Source organism: Gordonia sp. YC-XJ4, assembly GCF_059511865.1.
Map to the genome: position 1 here is coordinate 6,155,464 of NZ_CM183447.1, position 20,783 is coordinate 6,176,246.

General features: G+C 65.4%; 21 protein-coding genes. 10 read left to right on the forward strand and 11 right to left on the reverse strand.

The genetic code is table 11. The annotated features are described in order from the left end of the window. Window positions 1-160 precede the first annotated feature (160 nt). Window positions 161-3,979, forward strand: a complete 3,819-nt coding sequence (locus AC5ZH6_RS27610; RefSeq protein ID WP_496169285.1) for a murein biosynthesis integral membrane protein MurJ — start codon at window positions 161-163, stop codon at window positions 3,977-3,979. Here the strand turns inward: AC5ZH6_RS27610 and AC5ZH6_RS27615 are convergent. After that, window positions 3,963-4,919: a sterol desaturase family protein gene (locus AC5ZH6_RS27615; RefSeq protein ID WP_288338326.1), complete on the reverse strand. Its 957-nt coding sequence runs from the start codon at window positions 4,917-4,919 to the stop codon at window positions 3,963-3,965. The genes AC5ZH6_RS27610 and AC5ZH6_RS27615 overlap by 17 nt on opposite strands. Window positions 4,920-5,170: 251 nt before the next feature. On the opposite strand from AC5ZH6_RS27615, the gene AC5ZH6_RS27620 reads away from it, so the two are divergent. From AC5ZH6_RS27620 to AC5ZH6_RS27630, 3 genes are all read left to right on the forward strand, one after another. After that, the gene (locus AC5ZH6_RS27620) at window positions 5,171-5,758 is read left to right on the forward strand and encodes a TetR/AcrR family transcriptional regulator (protein WP_020172929.1); all 588 of its coding nucleotides are present in this window, start codon (window positions 5,171-5,173) and stop codon (window positions 5,756-5,758) included. An 81-nt stretch (window positions 5,759-5,839) separates the two neighbouring features. Further along, on the forward strand, window positions 5,840-6,268 hold the full coding sequence (locus tag AC5ZH6_RS27625) for a PPOX class F420-dependent oxidoreductase (protein ID WP_006368598.1): 429 nt from the start codon (window positions 5,840-5,842) through the stop codon (window positions 6,266-6,268). A 274-nt stretch (window positions 6,269-6,542) separates the two neighbouring features. Beyond that, window positions 6,543-6,959 (forward strand): histone-like nucleoid-structuring protein Lsr2, encoded by a 417-nt coding sequence (locus AC5ZH6_RS27630; protein WP_210739690.1) that lies wholly within the window; start codon window positions 6,543-6,545, stop codon window positions 6,957-6,959. A 99-nt stretch (window positions 6,960-7,058) separates the two neighbouring features. Here AC5ZH6_RS27630 and AC5ZH6_RS27635 read toward each other — a convergent pair whose 3' ends face one another. After that, window positions 7,059-7,607: a DUF1990 domain-containing protein gene (locus AC5ZH6_RS27635; RefSeq protein WP_014362109.1), complete on the reverse strand. Its 549-nt coding sequence runs from the start codon at window positions 7,605-7,607 to the stop codon at window positions 7,059-7,061. A 232-nt stretch (window positions 7,608-7,839) separates the two neighbouring features. On the opposite strand from AC5ZH6_RS27635, the gene AC5ZH6_RS27640 reads away from it, so the two are divergent. The 6 genes from AC5ZH6_RS27640 to AC5ZH6_RS27665 all read left to right on the forward strand — a co-directional run bounded on the left by AC5ZH6_RS27640 (window position 7,840) and on the right by AC5ZH6_RS27665 (window position 12,738). Continuing rightward, window positions 7,840-8,058, forward strand: a complete 219-nt coding sequence (locus tag AC5ZH6_RS27640) for a hypothetical protein (RefSeq protein ID WP_006368601.1) — start codon at window positions 7,840-7,842, stop codon at window positions 8,056-8,058. A gap of 237 nt (window positions 8,059-8,295) precedes the next feature. Further along, a complete protein-coding gene (gene sigM, locus AC5ZH6_RS27645; protein ID WP_288338141.1) occupies window positions 8,296-8,901 on the forward strand; it encodes an RNA polymerase sigma factor SigM in 606 nt (201 codons plus the stop codon). A 115-nt stretch (window positions 8,902-9,016) separates the two neighbouring features. Continuing rightward, window positions 9,017-9,784: an RsmA family anti-sigma factor gene (locus AC5ZH6_RS27650; RefSeq protein WP_288338142.1), complete on the forward strand. Its 768-nt coding sequence runs from the start codon at window positions 9,017-9,019 to the stop codon at window positions 9,782-9,784. A gap of 165 nt (window positions 9,785-9,949) precedes the next feature. Continuing rightward, complete coding sequence (trxB, locus tag AC5ZH6_RS27655) at window positions 9,950-10,945, forward strand: thioredoxin-disulfide reductase (RefSeq protein WP_035727288.1); 996 nt, start codon at window positions 9,950-9,952, stop codon at window positions 10,943-10,945. Window positions 10,946-11,012: 67 nt separating this feature from the next. Beyond that, entirely contained in the window at window positions 11,013-11,351 is a 339-nt protein-coding gene (gene trxA / locus AC5ZH6_RS27660; protein WP_006368605.1) for a thioredoxin, read from the forward strand. 226 nt (window positions 11,352-11,577) lie between these two features. Continuing rightward, window positions 11,578-12,738 (forward strand): N-acetylmuramoyl-L-alanine amidase, encoded by a 1,161-nt coding sequence (locus AC5ZH6_RS27665; RefSeq protein ID WP_006368606.1) that lies wholly within the window; start codon window positions 11,578-11,580, stop codon window positions 12,736-12,738. Window positions 12,739-12,782: 44 nt separating this feature from the next. On the opposite strand, the gene AC5ZH6_RS27670 is transcribed toward AC5ZH6_RS27665, so the two are convergent. The 9 genes from AC5ZH6_RS27670 to rpmH all read right to left on the reverse strand — a co-directional run bounded on the left by AC5ZH6_RS27670 (window position 12,783) and on the right by rpmH (window position 20,258). After that, window positions 12,783-13,640: a hypothetical protein gene (locus AC5ZH6_RS27670; protein WP_288338143.1), complete on the reverse strand. Its 858-nt coding sequence runs from the start codon at window positions 13,638-13,640 to the stop codon at window positions 12,783-12,785. Between the two features lie 164 nt (window positions 13,641-13,804). After that, on the reverse strand, window positions 13,805-14,896 hold the full coding sequence (locus AC5ZH6_RS27675) for a ParB/RepB/Spo0J family partition protein (protein ID WP_014362114.1): 1,092 nt from the start codon (window positions 14,894-14,896) through the stop codon (window positions 13,805-13,807). Window positions 14,897-14,966: 70 nt separating this feature from the next. Further along, window positions 14,967-15,887 carry a ParA family protein gene (locus tag AC5ZH6_RS27680; RefSeq protein ID WP_496169287.1) on the reverse strand — a complete coding sequence of 307 codons (921 nt, stop codon included), beginning with the start codon at window positions 15,885-15,887 and terminating at the stop codon, window positions 14,967-14,969. A 171-nt stretch (window positions 15,888-16,058) separates the two neighbouring features. Further along, window positions 16,059-16,709, reverse strand: coding sequence for a 16S rRNA (guanine(527)-N(7))-methyltransferase RsmG (gene rsmG, locus AC5ZH6_RS27685; protein ID WP_353886136.1), 651 nt, complete (start codon window positions 16,707-16,709; stop codon window positions 16,059-16,061). Window positions 16,710-17,023: 314 nt separating this feature from the next. Beyond that, complete coding sequence (locus tag AC5ZH6_RS27690; RefSeq protein ID WP_416361956.1) at window positions 17,024-17,614, reverse strand: Jag family protein; 591 nt, start codon at window positions 17,612-17,614, stop codon at window positions 17,024-17,026. A gap of 169 nt (window positions 17,615-17,783) precedes the next feature. Continuing rightward, the gene (gene yidC, locus AC5ZH6_RS27695; RefSeq protein ID WP_288338144.1) at window positions 17,784-19,139 is read right to left on the reverse strand and encodes a membrane protein insertase YidC; all 1,356 of its coding nucleotides are present in this window, start codon (window positions 19,137-19,139) and stop codon (window positions 17,784-17,786) included. A 3-nt stretch (window positions 19,140-19,142) separates the two neighbouring features. Then, a complete protein-coding gene (yidD, locus tag AC5ZH6_RS27700; protein WP_006368613.1) occupies window positions 19,143-19,625 on the reverse strand; it encodes a membrane protein insertion efficiency factor YidD in 483 nt (160 codons plus the stop codon). Beyond that, window positions 19,622-20,059 carry a ribonuclease P protein component gene (gene rnpA, locus AC5ZH6_RS27705; protein ID WP_288338145.1) on the reverse strand — a complete coding sequence of 146 codons (438 nt, stop codon included), beginning with the start codon at window positions 20,057-20,059 and terminating at the stop codon, window positions 19,622-19,624. Before rnpA ends, yidD begins: the two co-directional genes overlap by 4 nt. A gap of 55 nt (window positions 20,060-20,114) precedes the next feature. Further along, entirely contained in the window at window positions 20,115-20,258 is a 144-nt protein-coding gene (gene rpmH / locus AC5ZH6_RS27710; RefSeq protein WP_006368615.1) for a 50S ribosomal protein L34, read from the reverse strand. Between the last annotated feature and the right edge of the window lie 525 nt (window positions 20,259-20,783).

The following is a 20,783-nucleotide window of genomic DNA, read 5'->3' on the forward strand; positions in this document are numbered from 1 at the left end:
AAACCCGCCCCGCCGGACTCAGTCCCGGCAGGGCCGGCCCCGACCGGCCGACGGACCGGCCCGTCAGGGTCCCACCCGGTCGGGACCACCACCGCTGGCCGGCCCGCTCGCCGACGCCCCGCCGCTGTCGGGCGCACCCGTCACCCCCGAGACCCGACGCATGGGCGCGGGCCGCGCCGCATCCGGCGGCACCGGACCCCGGCCCGGCGTCACCCCGCCACCCGCGCGGGCCCCGCGTCACACCCCGACCCCGACACTCGACCGCGATCCCCGGTCCGACGAAACCCGGTCCGACGAAAACCGAGCGGAGGACGCCCCGTCGTCCGACGAGTCCGGCACCGGACTGGCACGCGACTCCGATTCGAGCATCTTGCGGACCAGCGGGTCCATCGCGATCGCCACCCTGGCCAGCCGCATCACCGGATTCGTCCGGACCGTGCTCATCCTGGCCCTGCTCGGCGCCTCGGTGGCGTCGGCCTTCCAGGCTGCCGACGTCCTGCCGAACATGATCGCCGAGATCCTGCTCGGCGCGGTCCTCACCGCCATCGTCATCCCGCTGCTGGCCCGCGCCGAAGCCGAGGACCCCGACGGCGGCGCGTCCTTCATCAACAAGATCTTCACGCTGACCGTCGTCGTGCTGGGTATCGGCACCATCGCCGCGATCGCCGCGGCACCCCTGCTGACCAGCCTCAACATCGACAACGCGGAACTGCGCCCGCTGGCGACCGGGCTGGCCTACTTCCTGCTCATCGAGATCCTCTTCTACGGGCTGACCGCACTGTTCACCGCGATCCTGAATCTGCGCGGCTACTTCAAGCCCGGAGCGTGGGCGCCGGTCCTCAACAACGTCGTCCAGATCAGCGCACTCATCGCGTATTGGCTGATGCCCGGCCAATTGACGCTCAACCCGTTCCGGATGAGCGACCCGCAGTTACTCGTCCTCGGTATCGGCTGCGCGATGGGCGTCGTGTTGCAGGCGCTGGTGCTGTTGCCCTACCTGCGTCGTGCCGGCATCCGGCTACGTGTTGAGTGGGGGCTCGACGCACGGTTGCGCAAGTTCGGCAACATGGCGCTGGCGATCGTCTCCTACGTCGCGATCCTGCAGGTCGGCCTCATCGTCACCTATCGCATTGCGTCGGCGGCCACCGAGACCGGCATCAGCGTCTACGTCACGCACTGGCAGCTGTTGCAGCTGCCCTACGGTGTGCTCGGCGTAACGATTCTGACCGCGATCATGCCGCGGCTCTCGCGCAATGCCGCCGGCGACGACACCAAGGCCGTCGTCGACGACATGTCGCTGGCCACCCGGCTCACCATGGTCGCGTTGGTGCCCGTCGTCGCCTACATGACCTTCTTCGGCCCGGCCATCGGCGTCGCGGTGTTCAACTTCGGCCGGTTCGACGCGCACGTGGCCACGCAGCTGGGTTCGACGCTCGCCTGGGGTGCCTTCACCCTGATCCCCTATGCGATGACGCTGGTGCAGTTGCGGGTGTTCTACGCCCGCGAGGATGCGTGGACGCCGACCTTCATGGTCCTGGGCATCACCGTCGTCAAGATCGCCGCCTCCTATCTCGGCCCGGTGCTGTTCTCCGACCCGGACCTCGTGGTGCGCTGGTTGGCCCTGTCCAACGGTCTCGGATATCTCGTCGGCGCGATCGTCGGCCACTATCTGTTGCGCAGCCGATTGCGCGCCGACGCCCGCGATCCGCGTGACGCCCGGCTGACCAACGTCACCCGCACGACGGTGGTGACGCTCGCGATCTCCGTCGGCAGCGCCCTCGCGGTGTGGTTGATCGCCGAGATCTCGGGCCTGCACCTGGCGACACAGCACGGCAAGATCGGGTCGATCGCCTACCTTCTGCTCACCGCGATCGTGGTGCTCGGCGTGATCTATGCGGGCCTGGCGGCGGCCGGTCTTCCCGACGTGGTCTCCGTCCTGATGTCGGTGCGACGCGTGGCCGGTCGCTTCATCCCCGCACTTGCGCCGAACGGCGAACCGCAACAACAACCATCGGCAACGATCACGGTTCAGTTTCCGCGGGTCACCAGCGACGAGTCGCTACCGTACTCTGGTCAGGTACAGGTCGTTCGACGGTTCGATCGCGGTTCCGCGACGTGGCAGTCGTATGCGGTGCACACCGGTGGCGCCGCGGGCGGCGCCGGTGTGGCGCCGTGGACCCCGCCCCAACGACCCCCGGACATGCGCTATCGGAGGAGAGGAGTTCGCCGCGTGAACGAGAGCGGAATCGACGCCACACCGGAATCCCCGATCAGTCCGGCCGAACGCGGCGTCACCCCGACTTCCGATACCACCACACCTCCGGAAAGACCGGTCGCACAGTCGAATTCGGCCAATGGTTCGGGCGGCGCCCAGTCGGCCGACGCGATGCCGGCCACCCCCGTCGATCCCGACCGCGCCGAGCCCATCCGCCCGGCGCGACGCCGTGGACCCCGCCTCGTGCCGGGCGCCGCGGTCGCCGGCGGTCGGTACCGCCTGCTCGAACATCACGGCGGCACACGGGGTCTGCAGTTCTGGAAGGCCCAGGACATCAACCTCGACCGCGAGGTCGGACTGACCTTCGTCGACGCCGAACAGCTCGCACCCCCACCGGACAAGGGAGCTCCGAGCAGATCCGGCGACACCGGACCGCAGGCCGTGCTCACCCGTACGTTGCGTCTCGGCCAGATCAGCTCGTCGGGCGTCGCCCGCGTGCTCGACGTGGTCCGCGGCTCATCGGGCGGCATCGTTGTGGCCGAATGGGTTCAGGGTTCCTCGCTGTCGGAGGTCGCCGCCACGCATCCGTCACCGATCGGTGCCGCACGTGCGGTCCGCGCGCTGGCCGCCGCGGCCGAGGCCGCGCATCGCTCCGGCGGCGCCCTGTCCATCGACCATCCGGATCGCATCCGCATCTCCGCCGAGGGCAATGCGGTGCTCGCCTTCCCCGGCACCCTCGCCGGCGACGATGCCACCTCCGACGTCCGCGGACTCGGAGCGGTGCTCTACGCACTACTGCTGCAACGGTGGCCGCTCGACGGCGCCACCGGTTCCGAGCTGGTGACCACCATCAACACGACCACCCCGGTGGGCGGTCTGGCGATCGCCTCGCCCGCCGCCGACGGCGAGGGCCCCATAGAGCCACGCGAGGTCGACCCGGAGATCCCGTTCGAGATCTCCGCCGTCGCCGCCCGCGCGTTGTCGGGGAGTCGTGGAATCCGCACTGCCGCAACGGTTCAGCACGTTCTCGATCAGGCCACCGTCGTCGACCTCAAGACCGACATGATCCCCGCACTCGGTGACTCCGACGAGCCACCGGTGTCGATCGGCCCGTCAGGTCGGATCGGTTCCGACGAGCCCGCGCGCAGCAACCGGACCGTCGCACTGCTCGTCGGTGCGGCTCTGCTCGTGCTGTTCGTCGTGATCGCCCTGGTGGTGTGGCTGACCGGTGTCTTCGGCGGCGGTGACGAGCAGACCGACATCAACAAGTTCCTGTCGTCGACCACGTCGGCGCCTGCACCGGCACCCGGCGCCGCTGCACCCGCGGGCGGACCGATCGCGCTGCGCTCGGCCACCCTCGTCGACTATTCCGGGCAGTCCGGTGACAATCCCGACCTGGCCCGCAACGTGATCACCGGCGCCGGATCCGGTTGGCGCAGTGACACTTACCGCACCGCCGACTTCGGCAGCCTCAAGCAGGGGCTCGGCCTGATGCTGGATCTCGGATCGCCACAGACGGTCAAGTCCGTCTCGATCACCACCACCACACCGGGATTCGCGGTATCGCTGCGCGGTGCGCAGAGCGCCGACGCCACCCTGGCCCAGACCACCCAGCTGGCACAGGGCACCGTCGATCAGCCCGACACCACACTGTCTATCGCCAGTCCCACACAGTCGCGGTATCTACTGGTGTGGGTCACCTCCCTGCCCGGCGCGGGGGGCAGCTATCAGGTGCAGGTCTCCAAGATCAGCGCGACGAGCTGACCGCGCCGCTCGCCGAGGGGGCGTCCCCGGTCGTGGGGCTCCACCCGGGTGGTCCGAAGATGTAGCCGAGCTTGGCACGCCAGCCCGCGGCCGCCCGCACATCACGGGCGATGGAGACGTACTCGTGCGTCTGCAGTGTCCAGATGTTGTAGGTGCCAACAGGTTTGGTCAGCCCATAATGTGGCCGATGCGCCTCGGCACGAAACGATCCGAACATCCGGTCCCACAGGATGAACACCCCGGCATAGTTGCGGTCGAGGTACTCCGGGTCGCTGCCGTGATGCACCCGATGGTGTGACGGGGTGTTGAAGACGAATTCGACGGGCCGCCACATGCGATCGATGTGTTCGGTGTGAATCCAGAACTGGTACACCAGATTCACGCCGTAGCAGGCGAACACCACCGCAGGCGGGATGCCCAGGAACGGCAGCGGTAGCCACATCACCAGCGCCGCACTGATATTCCACTTCTGCCGCAACGCGGTCGCGAAGTTGAAGTACTCGCTCGAGTGATGGGCCTGATGAGTCGCCCACACCAACCGGACCCGGTGGGAGATGCGGTGATTCCAGTAGTAGAGGACGTCGACGGCGACGAATCCGATCACCCACGTGTACCAGGAGCCGATCGGTAGCTGCCACGGCGCGATGTAGACGAAGATCGCCGTGTAGACCAGCAGCCCCGCGATCTTCCACACCGCGCTCGTGGCTATCGACACCAGTCCCATCGAGATGCTGGCCCGCGCGTCACGCTTCTCGTAGGCACCGACCGGTGACCGGCGCTCGACGGCAGGACCGGTGTCCTCGGTATCGGTGTCCTCGGTATCGGTGGCCCGATCCTCCAGTTTCCAGGCCGCGAACCATTCCAGTACCAGCAGCGCCAGGAAGAACGGGATCGCGAGCACCGTCGGCTCGTGCATCGGGTCGGGAAGTAGGTCGAGCACGGCGTTGTTCTCCGGTGGTCGTCGAGTTATCTGACACAGTCTCGTGTCAGATCTGTGTGTGACACGATAGCGTGTCAGATGACGGGTTGTCCACGGTGCCGTCGGATCGCACACGCCGAAAGGGGAGAGCATTGCCATCCCGGGAGCAGCGCTCTTCCATTGAGCCCGAGTCCGCGGAGGGGCGCCGGTACGGGGGCGCAGGGGCCGACGAGCGACGCGCCCGCCGGCGACGAGCCTTCATCGACGCCGGTTTGCAGCTGTTCGGGGAACTCGGCTACCCCGCGGTGACCGTCAAACGGCTCTGCGACGAGGCCGGTCTGACCCAGCGCTACTTCTACGAGTCGTTCGCCGACCGTCCCGCATTGCTGATCGCCGTGTACGAGCACTGCGTCGAGGTCACCCGAACCGCGACCGTGGGTGCCGCCGCGGAATATCTCCTCGACCCGGCAGGCGTCGCGCCCGACGCCGTGCGCGCAGCGGCCCGTGACACCCTCGGGGCGTTCCTCGCAACGTTGACAGGTGATCCGCGACGCGCACGCGTGATGCTCGTCGAGGTCGTCGGAGTGGATCCGACGGTGGAGTCGACTCGCCTACGAGCCATCCACAACTGGGCGAGTCTCATTCTCGCGCTGGCGATGGGGGAGCGCGAGGTGTCGCCGGCACAACACCTCGCCGCGGTCGGACTCGTCGGCGCGGTCACGCAATTGCTCGTCGATTGGTATTTCACGAATGTCGCGCCCGATCCCGTGGATATCGGCGCTGAACCCACCGACCTCGACGTCGTGCTCGACGTCTGTGTCGATATGTTCGGTGCCACCTACGATCAGCTCATGCGCTGAGAAGGTTCGGCGTCATCTTTTCCTTTCGCTCGCCGGACTGTCGGCGCTGAATTTCGTCGCACGGTCGGCCATGATGGGGTGATGGCACACACCGAACTCGACGACCGGGTTGTCGCATTTCTCACCGAGGGCACGCGTACCGGAAAGGTGGCATTCGTCTCCGCGTCCGGACGAGCGCTCGTCGCGCCCATCTGGTTCATCGTGGATGACGGTGTCCTCGTGTTCAATACCGGGGCAGACACCGCAAAAGGGCGTGCGCTCAGCCGTGATCGGCGACTCACAATACTTGTCGACGACGAGCGTCCGCCCTTCTCCTTCGTTCAGGTCCAGGGCACCGCGGAGATCGGTGAGGATCCCGCCGATCTCCTCGATACCGCAACACGTATCGCTGCCCGATATATGGGGCCGGATCTCGCCGACGCGTACGGCAGGCGTAACGCGGTACCCGGCGAGCTCGTCGTCCGCCTCACGCCCACCAAGGTGAATGCGGTATTCGACATCGCCGACTGATCGCGGGACCGAATCTCTCGCCGGCGATTCGGTAGGGCACCACATAGTCGCCGATTTTCTTGCGCTGCGCGGGAAATACGATGGGGCGCGTTTCGCTGAGAGCGTTCCAGAGTTGTCGAAAATTGTTGCACTGCAAGCTCATTGAAATACCGGGGATAATTTCGCGGATATCCGCGCCACCGGGCCGAGACGCCCGATTGACGCTGCTGCCGGCGTCGGGCGAGGGTTGCCGTCGGACGCCGTCGGCGTCCCTGCACGTGGCCAGTGCACACATATGCGACGTCTGGCCCGCGGCGTGCGTTATTCTCGTGGCGTGGCTAAAAGACAAGTTGTGTCGTTCATAGATGACCTCGACGGCCGTGAACTCGATATCGACGACGCTCACACCATTTCGTGGTCGTGGTCGGGCGTCGATTACCAGATCGATGTGTCGTCGGCGAATCTCGACAAGATCGAGAACGGTCGGGTTCCGGTCGCCAAACTACTCGAGGTGTCGACCCGGGTCGGTGGCCGCAAGCAGTCGACCGCGCCGAAGGTCAGTACCCCCGCGGCGAGCTCGGAATCGTCGTCGAGTTCAGCACGTCCGTCCACCAAGGTGATTCGCGAGTGGGCGCAGGAAGCGGGTTACGAGGTGCCGCTGCGTGGCCGACTCCCGAAGGAAATCCTCGAGGCTTACGACGCGGCAAACTGACCTGCACCCCAAATCCCACGATTATCGAACTGACCCGGTACCTGATTCGCGACGTCGACCGACGTCGGGGTACCGGGTCTTTTCTACGGTGGATACCCGTCACGCCTGTAATGCGCGGCCGTATCGCCGGGTGATCGCATCCTGGAGCGCGGCGGCCACAGGTCGGCCGAGCCTGGTCATGAGGGTGGCCGGCCTCGAAAAGGCGTTGATCGACAACTGAACCGACTCGTCGGACATCAGACGCAGTTCGAATCGTTCCTCACCCATTTCCGGGTGCCCGGGCAGCGTCCCGTAGGTGAACCCGGCCATGTCCTCATCGGACTCCACCGCGACGATAGCCACGGGTGCCCGCACGGCATTCACCCTCCCGATCCGTAGGCCCAATATCGCCACCGCATCGTCGGTGATGGTGGGATGCGACGCGGCGACCGCGATATTCGCGCGCAGTTGGATCTGCCAGGACAGCATGGCCTCACGCGCCACATCGAAATGATCACGGCCGCTGCCCAGTTGCGTCCGCAGGCGGACGTGTCGATAGCCGGTGGGTGTCACTCCGGTCGTCTCGCCGACCTCCGAATAGGTGAATTCTTCGGCGCGCAGCCGTCGTACTTCGACATCGTCGAGGAGGCGCAGCCGGGCGCGGGACACCTCCTGACTGTAGCCCCGAACGGTGTGAAAGCGCTGGCGCACAGCGATTTCCGGGAGCGTGCGGCGTGTGTGTCGTGGACGCCGCATGGCCGCTCCGGGACCGGACTCGGCGTGGTGATCTTGCTCACGTCTATGCAAATGAAGTAGTGAAGCCCGACTATCTGATATTAAATCTCCGTCGGAGTGCGCGACCGGGCAACGGGCTTGATCCGCGCTCTGGGGGGAGCGCACCATGCGGACTTTCTTTCTCTACCGTCACATCGACGTATCCGGGGTGACCGGCACCGGTGTGGTCGCCGAGGGCGTCGAATTCACCGACGGAAGCGTGGCGATCCACTGGGTGGCCGGCGAACACCGCTCGACGGCGGTGTGGGGCGGGATCGCCGATGTCGAGGCGGTTCATGGTCATGACGGTGCGTCAACGATCCAATGGACAACGCCGGCCGGGTAGCGAGCTCGAGTGCGTCTCCGCGCAGGTTCGGCTGCGCCGCAGGCACTTCCGTCGGTTGTGCAGCAGGTGAATCAAGTCGATGACATCGACATCCGATGACACCGCCTGCGGTGCGGCACTCGGTCGCGGGGCCCGAGGAACCTCGATTGATCCAGGTCTCCCCACCGTCGGTGCGGTTGTCCACAAGCACCGCACCACGACTATCCCGGCACACCCGCGCCCACTACGCTCGATCCCATGTCCGGGGGGACCCACTCGCCACAGGGCGACACACGCAGCGACGAGCAACTGCTCGCCGCGCACACCCATGGCGATCCCACCGCATTCACCACGCTCATCACCCGACACCACACGTACCTGTGGAATGTCGCCCTGCGCACCACCCGAGACCCCGACGATGCCGCCGACGCCCTGCAGGAGGCACTGTTGTCGGCTCACCGGACCGCGGGCTCCTTTCGCGCCGAGGCACGTGTATCGAGCTGGTTGCATCGCATCGTGGTCAACGCTTCGCTGGATCGACTGCGGCGCAACGCGGCTCGCCGCACTGTGCCGCTACCGGAGTTCGACACCGCGATTCTCACCGATCACACCGACGACTATCAGCGCGTCGACCTGACCGAGACGATCTCTCGAGCGCTCGACGAATTGCCGTCCGGTCAGCGGGCGGCGGTCCTCGCACTCGACGTCGAGGGTTACTCCATCTCGGAGGCGGCGCAGTTGCTCGGCGTGCCCGAGGGCACGATCAAGAGTCGGAGTTCGCGCGGACGGCTGCGCCTGGCCAAACTGCTCGGTCATCTCCGTCACGAGTCACTGCAGGACGAGTCGGAGTGGGGCCGGGCGTGAACTTTGTCTCGAACGCCATGGAACCCCTGGAGGTCCTGCTGCGTCCAACTATTCGTGGGTCCCATCACGACCGGGTTCCCACCGGGTGCAGCGACACGACACGAGGGGAGCGCGGATGACCGACGATGACCTGCGCTCTGCAGGATCACCGCGCTTTCCGGATCCACCGTATTCCGTGGATCTGCTGACCGATCTCGATGCCGGCGTACTTGAACCCGATGTCGCCGCGCACATCCGTTCCCGACTTGCCGACGACTCCGGAGCTCGGGAGGTTCTCGCGGCATTGGAGGGTCTGCGCGTCGATCTGCGCGATCTTCCGGTGCCCGAGCAGCCCGTTCCCGAGTGGGTCGACGCGCGCACCCAGCAAACGCTCGCCCGAATCGCCGCCGAGGTCGGCAGCGGAAGTGACATCACACCGCTCGCGCGCCGGCGGCCGCTGCGCTCTGCCCCGCGGGCGGCGGCTCTGCTCTCGGTGGCCGCGGCGGTCCTCGTTGCCGTCATCGTGGGTGTCGTCCTGGTCAGCCATTCGGCCCGTACCGGCGCTCCGTCTACCGGTGCACAGGCCGACGGCACCCGCACGGCGAGTTCGTCCCTTGCGCCCTCCGTCGCCGCGCCTGGTGCCGCAGCAGCGCTGTCGGTGCTCGGCCGGACCGACGGTGCACCATTCGCCTCCACAGCCGCATTACGCCGGTGCACCGCTGCAAACGGTGTCGCTGCCGAGACACCGGTGCTGGGGTCGGGACCGGTGATGGTCAACGGTGTCCGCCAGGTGGTGATCCTGCTCGCCACCGGGACGGCCGGGCGGTTCCTGGCGCTCGTGGTCGGCCCCGAGTGTGATTCCGGCAATCCGGCCACGATCTCCCGCACGATCATCGGGGAATGATCCCGCCGAGAACGCCCGGGTATATCGTTCGTCAACCATGCAGCCGAAACGCCCGATCGCGCGTCGTGGGGCCGACGCGTCGGGGAACATGTCCGCATACCCTTGTGTTGAATGCCAGGTACGTGCGGCTCACCGGGCCGGCGCGTCGATGACACGGAGGACGAATTGACCCAGTCAGACAACCAGCAGATCCACGAGCTGATCATCGTCGGATCCGGGCCTGCCGGTTACACCGCGGCGGTGTATGCGGCTCGCGCCGAACTCGCCCCGCTCGTCTTCGAGGGAACTCAGTTCGGCGGCGCTCTGATGACGACCACAGAGGTGGAGAACTTCCCGGGGTTCCAGAACGGCATCCAGGGTCCGGCACTGATGGACGAGATGCGCGAGCAGGCGATCCGCTTCGGCGCCGACCTCCGCATGGAGGACGTCGATGAGCTCCGGCTCGACGGCGACATCAAGGAGGTCGTGGCTTCCGGTGAGACCCACCGCGCCCGCGCGGTCATCCTCGCGATGGGTGCCGCTGCGCGGTACCTCGGTATCGAAGGAGAGCAAGAGTTGCTCGGCCGCGGCGTCTCGGCCTGCGCGACCTGCGACGGCTTCTTCTTCAAAGACCAGGACATCGCGGTCATCGGCGGCGGTGACTCGGCGATGGAAGAGGCCACATTCCTCACCAAGTTCGCGCGATCGGTGACCCTGATCCACCGCCGGGAGGAGTTCCGGGCCTCGCGCATCATGCTCGATCGTGCCCGCAACAACGACAAGATCCGGTTCGTCACCAACGCGGCGGTCAAGTCCGTCATCGGCGACGGATCGGTTACGGGTCTCGAACTCATCGACACCCGCAGTGGCGACACCCAGACAGTGGATGTGACCGGCATGTTCGTCGCCATCGGCCACGACCCGCGTAGCGAACTCGTGCGCGGCCAGGTCGATCTCGATTCCGACGGATACGTCCAGGTCCAGGGCCGGACCACCTACACGTCGCTGCCCGGCGTCTTCGCCGCGGGCGATCTCGTCGACCACACCTATCGGCAGGCCATCACCGCGGCGGGCAGCGGATGCGCTGCGGCGATCGACGCCGAGCGGTGGTTGGCCGAACAGGGCGACATCGACCCCACCCCGGTCGAGGCCGACGTGCTGGTCGTCGACGCACACAGCTGACCCGGCCGCACCCGCCACCCGAGCCCGAGCCTCATCAACCCCAGACTCATCACAGGAGGACATCACCATGGGAGCAAATACCGTCGCCGTCACCGACGCCACGTTCAAGGACGCCGTACTCGGCTCCGACAAGCCGGTGCTCGTCGACTTCTGGGCCACCTGGTGCGGACCGTGCCGCATGGTGGCACCGGTTCTCGAGGAGATCGCCGACGCACACAGCGACAAGTTGACCGTCGCGAAACTCGACGTCGACGCGAACCCGGCGACCGCCCGTGATTTCCAGATCATGTCGATCCCGACGTTGATCCTGTTCGAGAACGGACAGCCCACCAAGACCATCGTCGGCGCGAAGGGCAAAGCCGCATTGTTGCGCGAGCTGGATTCGGTGGTCGGCACCAACGCCTGACATCGTTCGCCCGACATCGTTGGAGATGGCATAACGACAGGCACGGTCACCGACATTCGACCTGGTGACGGTGCCTGTCGCTACATTGTGACCTGATCCGGTTTGGCCCACATCGGTCGAACTGAAAGAATGCTCGTGGTTCTGCCGAGTGCGTTTCCGTGAGTACCGGCGTCGAATCGCGATCCGCACGGACACTGATTGTTCGTCGCGACCAAGGAGTCTGAAGATGCCACAATTCCGACTGGGTGATCAGGGCTCGGCAGTCGCCGAAATCCGTTCGATCCTCGCCGGACAGGGTCTTCTCAGCACTACTCACGGCCGACACGCCGCCGAAGCCGACACGCCGGGTGACACTTTCGATGCCGACACCGACCAAGCGGTGCGGGCCTTCCAGCAGCAGCGCGGCCTCATCGTCGACGGCATCGTCGGACCCGCGACTTACCGCGCGCTGCGCGAGGCCTCCTATCAGCTCGGTGCACGTGTGCTCGCGTTCCGTTTCTCGGCGCCGATGGTCGGCGACGACGTCGCACAGCTGCAGAACCGCCTACAGAACCTCGGCTACTACACCGCGCTGGTCGACGGTGTCTTCGGTGAGACAACCCACAACGCTGTCTGTCTCTATCAGAGCGAATACGGGCTCTTCGCCGACGGAATCTGCGGGCCCGCCACCCTGCGTTCTCTCGAACGCCTCGGTACCCGGGTGACCGGTGGGTCGCCTCTCGCCATCCGCGAAGAAGAGCACGTTCGTCGTTCGGGTCCCCGATTGTCCGGCAAGCGCATCGTGATCGATCCGGGATCCGGTGGGCTGCATGACCTTTCGACCGGTGATCTCGCCGACACAGAAAGTCGCCTGCTGTGGGATCTCGCTGCCCGCCTCGAAGGCCGGATGGCGGCCGCCGGCATGGAGACCTTTTTGTCACATGACGGCAGGGGACGGCCCACCGATGAGGAGCGCGCCCGGGTCGCGAACATGATCGACGCCGATGTCATGATCTCCCTCCGCGTCGGGCATTACCCGAACTCGGCCGCGAACGGCGTGGCGGCCTTCTACTTCGGTAACAGCCACGGATCGTTCTCCACAATCGGCCGCAACCTGGCCGGCTTCGTCCAACGCGAGGTCGCCGCACGGACCCCGTTGACGGACTGCCGCACTCACGAACGCACGTGGGAGCTGTTGCGGCTCACCAGGATGCCGGTCATCATCCTCGACGTCGGCTACATCACCAACCCCGACGACGCTCGGGTCCTCGAGGACGCCGACTACCGCAACGTCATCGCGGAGGCCATCCTCGTCGCGGTCAAGCGACTGTATCTGCTCGGCGACGACGATCGCCCCACGGGGACCTACACCTTCGCCGATCTCCTTGCCGCCGAAGAGATCTCCTGAACCGACGCGGTAAATCACCGCGCCACTTGGCTTTTCGTAGCGGTCTAGAGTCGGCGTCCTACCGGGGCGAAGGTTCGTTCCCGTCCCGTCATGTCGATCGCCGCCATCACGACCAGTTTCTCCAGAGCTCCCTCGACCTCCGACTTCCACCCCAGACCTTCATCGAGCTCCAACCGCAGCCGGGGGAAGCGGGCGTGAGATGCAACGACATCGAATCCCGATGCTTTCAGGAAGGCGGCGTCGAGTAGACATCGAGTGCACAGATCGGGCTGCGGGTTGTCGAGGATTTCACGCGCGACGCTGACGATCTCCTCATCGGACCATTCACTGATGTCGCGCATTCCCGGAGTCGCATCAGGCGTCGGGTTCCGGCGCGCCGTGCCGGATCCAGTACCGCCCGGTCCGCCGCCACGAACCAATCCGAATGCCTCGACCGCGCGAACACCGCGGCGCATGAGGTCGACGAGCACCGCATCGAGTAGGGGAGTGGCCACCTCCTCATAACCGGGCTCCACCTGGATGGAAGTGAGGAGAATGGCGTCGGCGCTGACCGGCGACGTCGGGAACAGCCGAGATCGTGGGACACGGCCGGGCGGTGCATAGAAGGCTGTGCCGACGATGACTCCGGTCGCCGGATCGGTGGCGAGCTGACCGCACGCACCCCACTCCAAGAGCACCGAGGAGATCCAGGCTTCCTTGTCGAACTCGCTCTCGAACGGAGCGCGGGCTACGCCACGACCGACGATCTCGCCGCGACCTACCACCTCGGTATGCCCCGCGGACTCGGGTTGATCCAGCGGGCCGGCCATGCTGGGGTCGACCTCCCAGAAGACACACCGACGCGCATGCGGAGGTAGTGACTCGAACGACTCGAGAGTCAGCCGCGAGACCACCGGTTCCATGTCAGCTCATCCGTCCCATCGCCACATTGCCGTCGGAAGCCGCAGTCACACCGAAACCGATTGTGCTGTAACGATATTCGATGTTCATCGTTCCGCGTTCACGTTGTTGCGTCACAGTGACGTTACTCCCGAGGGTGGTTGGTCGTGGAAAATCGTCGGCGAAATCACTTACCCGGATCGATCACTCCAACGATTCGCTGGAGGTCGTCCACCGAACCGAACTCGACGACGATCTTGCCTTTTCGCTTACCCAAACTGACCGTGACGCGAGTGTCCAGACGATCCGACAGGCGTTCGGCAAGGTCTTGGAGACCGGGCATCTGCATCGGTTTGCGCTTGGAGGTCGGCGAGGGGGCCGTCGATCCGCCGTCACGGTTCTCGAGAGTGACCGCTTCTTCGGTCGCACGGACCGACAGTCCCTCGGCGACGATGCGCGCCGCCAACGCCTCCTGAGCATCACTTCCGGTCTCGAGAGACAACAGCGCGCGCGCATGTCCGGCGGACAGGACCCCGGCCGCGACACGTCGCTGGACCGGAATGGGTAGCTTCAGCAGCCTGATCATGTTGGTGATCACCGGGCGCGAGCGACCGAGTCGGGCGGCCAACTCCTCATGTGTCACGTCGAACTCTTCGAGGAGTTGTTGATACGCGGCCGCCTCTTCGAGCGGATTCAGCTGCGCGCGGTGAATGTTCTCCAGGAGTGCGTCGCGGAGCATGTCACCGTCGGGCGTCTCCCGAACGATCGCCGGGATCGCATCGAGGCCGGCCTCTTGACTGGCTCGCCACCGACGTTCGCCCATGACGATCTGGAACTCGACACCGTCGGCGGTGGGAGCGGGCAACTTGCGAACCACGATCGGCTGCATGAGACCGAACTCGCGGATCGAATGAATCAACTCGTTCAGCGCATCCTCGTCGAAGACGGTCCGCGGCTGATGCGGGTTCGGCTGAATGAGCTTCGGTGGGATCTCCCGGTACACCGCACCGACCTCATCGGGTGTGCCGATCGGAGCCGGGGGAGTGGATGCACCTGGCGCGCCGGCACCGTTGGCTGTGGCCGCAGCGGTCTTCTGGCTCGGTGCGCCTGCCGATGACGCTGCCGAACCCCCACCGTTTCCGGTGCCGATCACGACGTCGGCTGCGGCAGCTCCGAGCTTCGGAGCGGTCGGGTCCTCGTCGGTGGGACCGGTCGGGATCAATGCCGCCAAACCGCGGCCGAGTCCACCACGTCGGTGTGCGGTCTCTTTCTGACTCACTGGATTCCTCTCGGGCAAGGCGGGCTGACACTCTCGGGTGACATTCGGTATCAGGCGGTATCAGGCGGTATCAGGGCACGGGCGCCGTGTCGGCGCGCATCGCGAGTTCTCGGGCAGCGTCGAGGTAACTCATTGATCCACGTGAACCCGGGTCGTATTCGATGATCGTCATCCCGTATCCGGGTGCCTCGGAGACCTTGACGCTTCGAGGGATGATCGTGGACAAGACTTTCTCGCCGAAGTGTCGGCGGACTTCCTCGGCCACCTGGTCGGCAAGCTTTGTGCGTCCGTCGTACATGGTGAGGAGGATCGTGGACACGTGGAGCTCTTTGTTGAGATGTGCCTGGACCAACTCGATGTTGCGGAGCAACTGCCCGACACCTTCAAGCGCGTAATACTCACATTGGATGGGGATGAGCACCTCGCGCGCCGCGACCATCGCGTTGACGGTCAGCAGACCGAGTGACGGCGGGCAGTCGATGAAGACATAGTCGAAGCCGAACTCCGCCATCGCCTCGTCGTTCAACGCATTCCGAAGGCGGTTTTCACGTGCGACGAGAGAAACCAACTCGATCTCGGCACCGGCAAGGTCAAGCGTTGCGGGGACACAGTAGAGGTTCTCGTTGCTCGGACTCTGTTTGATCGCCTCGCGGACCCCGACTTCTCCGAGGAGCAGTTCGTACACCGAGGCAATGTCGGGCGCGCGATGATCGATTCCGAGCGCGGTACTGGCGTTGCCCTGAGGATCGAGATCGACGACAAGGACACGGAGGCCGTGGACAGCCAGTCCCGCTGCAAGGTTGACGGCTGTCGTCGTCTTGCCGACGCCACCCTTCTGGTTGGCAACCGTCAGGACGCGGGTCTCCCGCGGGCGGGGTAGTCGCCCAGCCGCACCGGGTGTCAGCACCTGGCTGGCTCGAGCGGCCGCGGCGGCGATAGGTGTGTCGTCCAACGATGCCTCCAAGGCCGTCGAAGTAGTGGAAGAGATGATGCGAGGGTCCGATGCGCTCTTGCTTGGGGAGACGGTTTCACGTGAAACGTTGCGATCTTGCTGGACCACGCGGGGACTCCTTCGACCGACCAATGGGGTGTCATCACCAGAGATCTCCGAGCCACTTGATGACGCTCTTCTATTCTGCGCCATGCGACCGATCCGCACCAATTACCTCCCTGACCCACGAGAGTCCGATCGGCTACGCCGATCAACCCGCTTCTTCTTGGATGACTGCGACCCGCTGACACGATCATTTCGGACGCCCACAACAACCGTAGTCGGCGGTTCGATCACGCCGACACCACACTGTCGTACCTCGAGATCGATCAGCCCTCGGCGCGATGCAGCCATGCGGTCCCGCTCGATCTCGTCGGACGCTGTCGATCCCTTGATCGCCACCAGCCGCCCGCCGGGTCGAATCAGTGGAGCAGACCACGAAGCCAAACGGTCTAGTGGCGCGACCGCACGCGACGTCACCACATCGGCGAGCCCTACCTCAGCTCGCACTGCTCGCTCCTCGGCGCGACCCCTGACGACCGTGACGTCCAGTCCGAGAGACGCGACGACCTCTTCCAGGAACGTTGTTCGTCGTAGGAGGGGCTCGACGAGCGTGATGCGGAGATCGGGTCGTGCCAAGGCCAGTGGGATGCCCGGCAAGCCGGCGCCGCTACCAATGTCGATGACGTACTCCCCGTCGGCGATGACCTCACCGAGCACCCCACAATTGACGATATGTCGATCCCATAGGCGCGGTACTTCCCGCGGCCCGATGAGGCCACGCGTAATGCCGTCGGTCGCGAGCATCCCGCGATACCGCATCGCCAGTTCCAGCCGCTCCCCGAACACCGCATGGGCCGATGGGGGAGGGGAGGGGTCCGCACCGTCGTCGGGCGCGGCACTGCCGCTCTCATGTTTCACGTGAAACGCGATCCTTCCGTTTGTCTTCCCCACGCCACATGTTCCACGTGAAACACGGACCTTCGCCGCGGAGAACATCACAGCACCAGGAATTACAGATGTGTAATTAGCAGGACCAGAAATGACGAAGTCCCGGCGCTAAACCGGGACTTCGTCACTACCGACCTCATGGTCGACTTCATGGCACCGAGCATGCCGCGTGCCGCGGCTGATCGTCAGTCGACCTTGATGACGACGACCTTACGCTTGGGTTCAACGCCCTCACTCTCGCTGATGACGCCATCCACAGCCGCGACGGCGTCATGCACAATCTTCCGCTCGAACGGGGTCATCGGATCCAGCGCTTCGCGGCCGCCACTGTCCCGGACTCGCTCGGCCACCTCGGTCCCAAGACGCGCCAGCCGATCGCGGCGGTCGGCCCGCCACCGTGCGATGTCGAGCATGAGCCGGCTACGGTCGCCGGTCACCTGCTGGACCGCGAGACGCGTCAGCTCCTGCAGCGCGTCGAGGACCTCACCCTTGCGGCCGACGAGCTTCGCGAGATCGTCGCCACCGTCGATGCTCACCACCGCGCGGTCCCCGTCGACGTCGAGATCGATGTCGCCGTCGAAGTCCAACACGTCCAGGAGCTGCTCGAGATAATCGCCGGCGATCTCGCCCTCTTCGAAGAGACGGTCACCGTCGTCCTCAGCACCATCGTCCTCAGCACCATCGTCCTCAGCACCATCGTCCTCAGCACCGGTCTCTTCCGACTCGGCGACCTCAGGTTCCGCAACTCCGGACTCCTTGACGTCCGACTCGGTCACAGGAGATTCAGTCTCAGAAGACTCGGTCACTTCGGGTTCCGTCACATCTGATTCGCCGTGCGTCGCGGTCTCAGCTGTCATCTCGGTTCCACCTTCTTACTCGTACTTGCGATGTCTGGCGCGGTCGCCGGAATGACCCGGCCCGCGATGGGGGAGTACTGCAAACGGTTCAGCGCCGGCCGCCCTTGCGGCCGCCTCGCTTTCCGCCCTTCTTCGACCCCTGATTCTTTGGCCTGGCTCCCGACCCTCCGGAAGTCTGCGCCGCAGGTTTCTGTCCCGGCTTCGGCTTGGCGGGTGCGGACCCATTCCCGTTCCCCGTGGAACCGGACGCCCCAGAACCGGACGCCCCAGAACCGGACGCGCCTGCCGCCTCGGACTCAGTCGCGGCCGCGGATGTCGAGGCGTCAGCTTTCGAGTCCTCATGTTTCGAGCCACTCGCCTTCGCACTGCCGGCCCCACCGATCCCGAGCGCCTTGGTGAGTCGATCCATCAGCGATGCGTTCTTGGTGCTCTCCGCCGAGTTGTCGGAAGCCTCTTCCGCACCGTCGGCTTTCTCGAGGTCCACACCGTTCTCCGACCCCTGGCCGTCACCGAGTTTCTTGGTGCGGTCCGGTTTGACCCCGGGTTTGGGAGCGTTGGCCTTCAACTTCTCTTGCTTGGCCAGTCGGGCCTCTTCTTCTTCCCTGGCGATGCGACCGAAGACGAGGTGCTGCTGCCCGTAGGTCCAGACGTTGTTGCTCATCCAGTACAGGAGGATCGCGACGGGGAAGAATGCGCCGGTGACCAAGATGCCGAGCGGGAAGATGTACAGCGCGAGCATGTTCATCATCCGGGTTTGCGGATTCGCGAGCGCGGCCTCGGGTTGACGTGCGACCGACGCCCGGGAGTTCATGTGGGTCGCGATGGACGCGATGATCATCATCGGGATGACCACGATGGCGATGTCGACTCGCGTGAAGTCAATCGGCTGCCCCGGCTGGACGAACGCCGCCCACTCGGTCTTCGGCTCGGAGATGAACGACGACAGCGGCACCCCGAACAGGCGAGCGTCGAGGAAGTTCTGCACCTGGTCGACGTTGAAGATGTAGTTGCCGACCGACCGTGTTTCCTCGGGCGACATGCCGAGCTGACCCATTCCGTGCGCGGTGCGGTTGAACGACCGCAGCACATGGAACAGGCCGATGAACACGGGGACCTGCAGCAGCATCGGGAGGCAGCCGAGCAGGGGATTGAACCCGTGCTCCTTCTGCAGCTTCTGCATCTCCTCGGTCATCTTGACCCGATCCTTGGCATACTTCTTGCGGATCGCCTGCAGCTGTGGGTTGATCTCCTGCATCTTCTTCGTGGTGCGGATCTGCTTCACGAAGGGCTTGTAGAGAATCGCACGCAGGGTGAACACGAGGAACACCACCGACAGTGCCCAGGCGACGCCGTTACCGCCGGGAGAGTCCGGCGTGATGAAGTCGAACAGCCAGTGCCAGAACCACATGATCGCGGATACCGGCCAATAGATGAAGTTCAGCACGGGTCAGCTATCCCTCACTTCCATAGATGCGCGTACGCCGTCGTCGGCGATGCGATACGACGTTTCCGCCGCGTCCGATTGAGAAAGGTCGTCCGATTGAGAAAGGTCTCCGTGAGCGACGTCGCTCTGCGCGCCATCACGCCGCGTCACCTGCGAGGGCACCGGCGGATGGCGGAATCCTCGATCGGGGACAGGGTCATAGCCGGGCTTGTGCCACGGTCCGCACTTGAGCAGCCGGATCACCGCCAGCGCACCGCCGTGGAAGAACCCGTGTCGGGTCAACGCCTCGACCGCGTATGCCGAGCAGGTCGGCTCGAACCGACATGTCGGCAGTCGCAGGGGCGACACCCAGGTGCGATACAGCTCGATGACAAAGATCAGCGCGCGCCGCGGGAACAGATGGATCCATCGCATGACCCGCGTTGACCGCGAGTCCTCGATGGCGGTGGGCGTGCAGCAGTGGGGGAGGGGTTCGACATCGGTCATGCCGACACCCCGGCGCCGGCGACGTCGACCCCTGCGGAACGCGCTGCAAGCTGGCGAACACGCTTACGTCCCATCACTTCTCGCAGCTGGTCGGCCAGTTCGTCACTGGAGCGATGTGCGGCGCCCGGGAGGGCGCGGACGACGACGAAGGTCTCGGTGGCCGGAACCCGCCCGCGGACATCGCGGAAGGCGGCGCGCAGCCGACGGGCCACTCGATGCCGAACCACTGCGGGGCCGACGGACTTGCTGACGATCAGCCCCAGCCAGGGCCCGCCGGACATCGCCACCTGGGTACGACGTCCCGAGGGGTCCGGCCAGATCGACGGCACCACGGCGACGCTGACCACAAGATCACGCGTCGAGGTCCGCACACCGCGTTTCAGCGTGCGGGAGAAGTCGGATCCACGAGAGATCCCATGTTGGGCCGACATCATCGAACAACACGAAGCCGGCCGGACTTGTGGTCACGACCGGCAGCGCAAGTCGAGATCAGGCCGTGAGCTTCGCGCGGCCCTTGCTGCGACGGCTGTTGACGATGGCACGACCCGCACGGGTGCGCATACGCAGCCGGAAGCCGTGCACGCGTGCGCGACGACGATTGTTGGGCTGGAAAGTCCGCTTTCCCTTGGCCACGGTGACTCCTTGTGCTCGGTGACATGGGCACGCCGATGGCTCGCGTTCCCACATCCTGTGGTGGTCTCTGCTTATCCTGACGCGGTGCCGGACTAGTGCCGGGGTGGTGGCGCCCCCCGCACCGACGCCGAGTGCTCGACGACGCTGCTGATGACGTGATCCACCGCAAATCCGCAACCTGGATGACCAGTCGAGAGTACGGGAGTGAACCCGGCCAAATCAAACGAGCACCGATCGTGCAGGCCAGCCCGACGCGTTCCCCCGATCGGAGGATCGACCGCTCGTTTCCTTTGTCGGCGCCCGATCAGGTCTGTTACGGTTTCGCCAGTCACATCCCATTGACGCCAGTCACATCCCATTGACGCCAGTCACATTCCATTGTCGGTATGCGGTGACCACGACCCGCAGCGCCGATCTTCCATCTCCTTTTATTCACAGATGTGGATAAGTGTGTGGACAAGTCCGCCCGACCCCGCCAAGGTGGTATCCGTCCACCCCCGACCGACCCCCGCCGATGCTGGTAGT

Bases quoted from the DNA above. Each gene is read 5' to 3' on its own strand.
- rsmG (WP_353886136.1), bottom strand. From the start codon at position 16,709: ATGCGGTATCGCGGGATGCTCGCGACCGACGGCATTACGCGTGGCCTC.
- AC5ZH6_RS27640 (WP_006368601.1), top strand. From the start codon at position 7,840: ATGCGGACTTTCTTTCTCTACCGTCACATCGACGTATCCGGGGTGACC.
- AC5ZH6_RS27610 (WP_496169285.1), top strand. From the start codon at position 161: ATGGGCGCGGGCCGCGCCGCATCCGGCGGCACCGGACCCCGGCCCGGC.
- AC5ZH6_RS27630 (WP_210739690.1), top strand. From the start codon at position 6,543: ATGCGACGTCTGGCCCGCGGCGTGCGTTATTCTCGTGGCGTGGCTAAA.
- AC5ZH6_RS27670 (WP_288338143.1), bottom strand. From the start codon at position 13,640: ATGGAACCGGTGGTCTCGCGGCTGACTCTCGAGTCGTTCGAGTCACTA.
- AC5ZH6_RS27625 (WP_006368598.1), top strand. From the start codon at position 5,840: ATGGCACACACCGAACTCGACGACCGGGTTGTCGCATTTCTCACCGAG.
- sigM (WP_288338141.1), top strand. From the start codon at position 8,296: ATGTCCGGGGGGACCCACTCGCCACAGGGCGACACACGCAGCGACGAG.
- trxA (WP_006368605.1), top strand. From the start codon at position 11,013: ATGGGAGCAAATACCGTCGCCGTCACCGACGCCACGTTCAAGGACGCC.
- yidD (WP_006368613.1), bottom strand. From the start codon at position 19,625: ATGACCGATGTCGAACCCCTCCCCCACTGCTGCACGCCCACCGCCATC.
- rnpA (WP_288338145.1), bottom strand. From the start codon at position 20,059: ATGATGTCGGCCCAACATGGGATCTCTCGTGGATCCGACTTCTCCCGC.
- AC5ZH6_RS27665 (WP_006368606.1), top strand. From the start codon at position 11,578: ATGCCACAATTCCGACTGGGTGATCAGGGCTCGGCAGTCGCCGAAATC.
- AC5ZH6_RS27650 (WP_288338142.1), top strand. From the start codon at position 9,017: ATGACCGACGATGACCTGCGCTCTGCAGGATCACCGCGCTTTCCGGAT.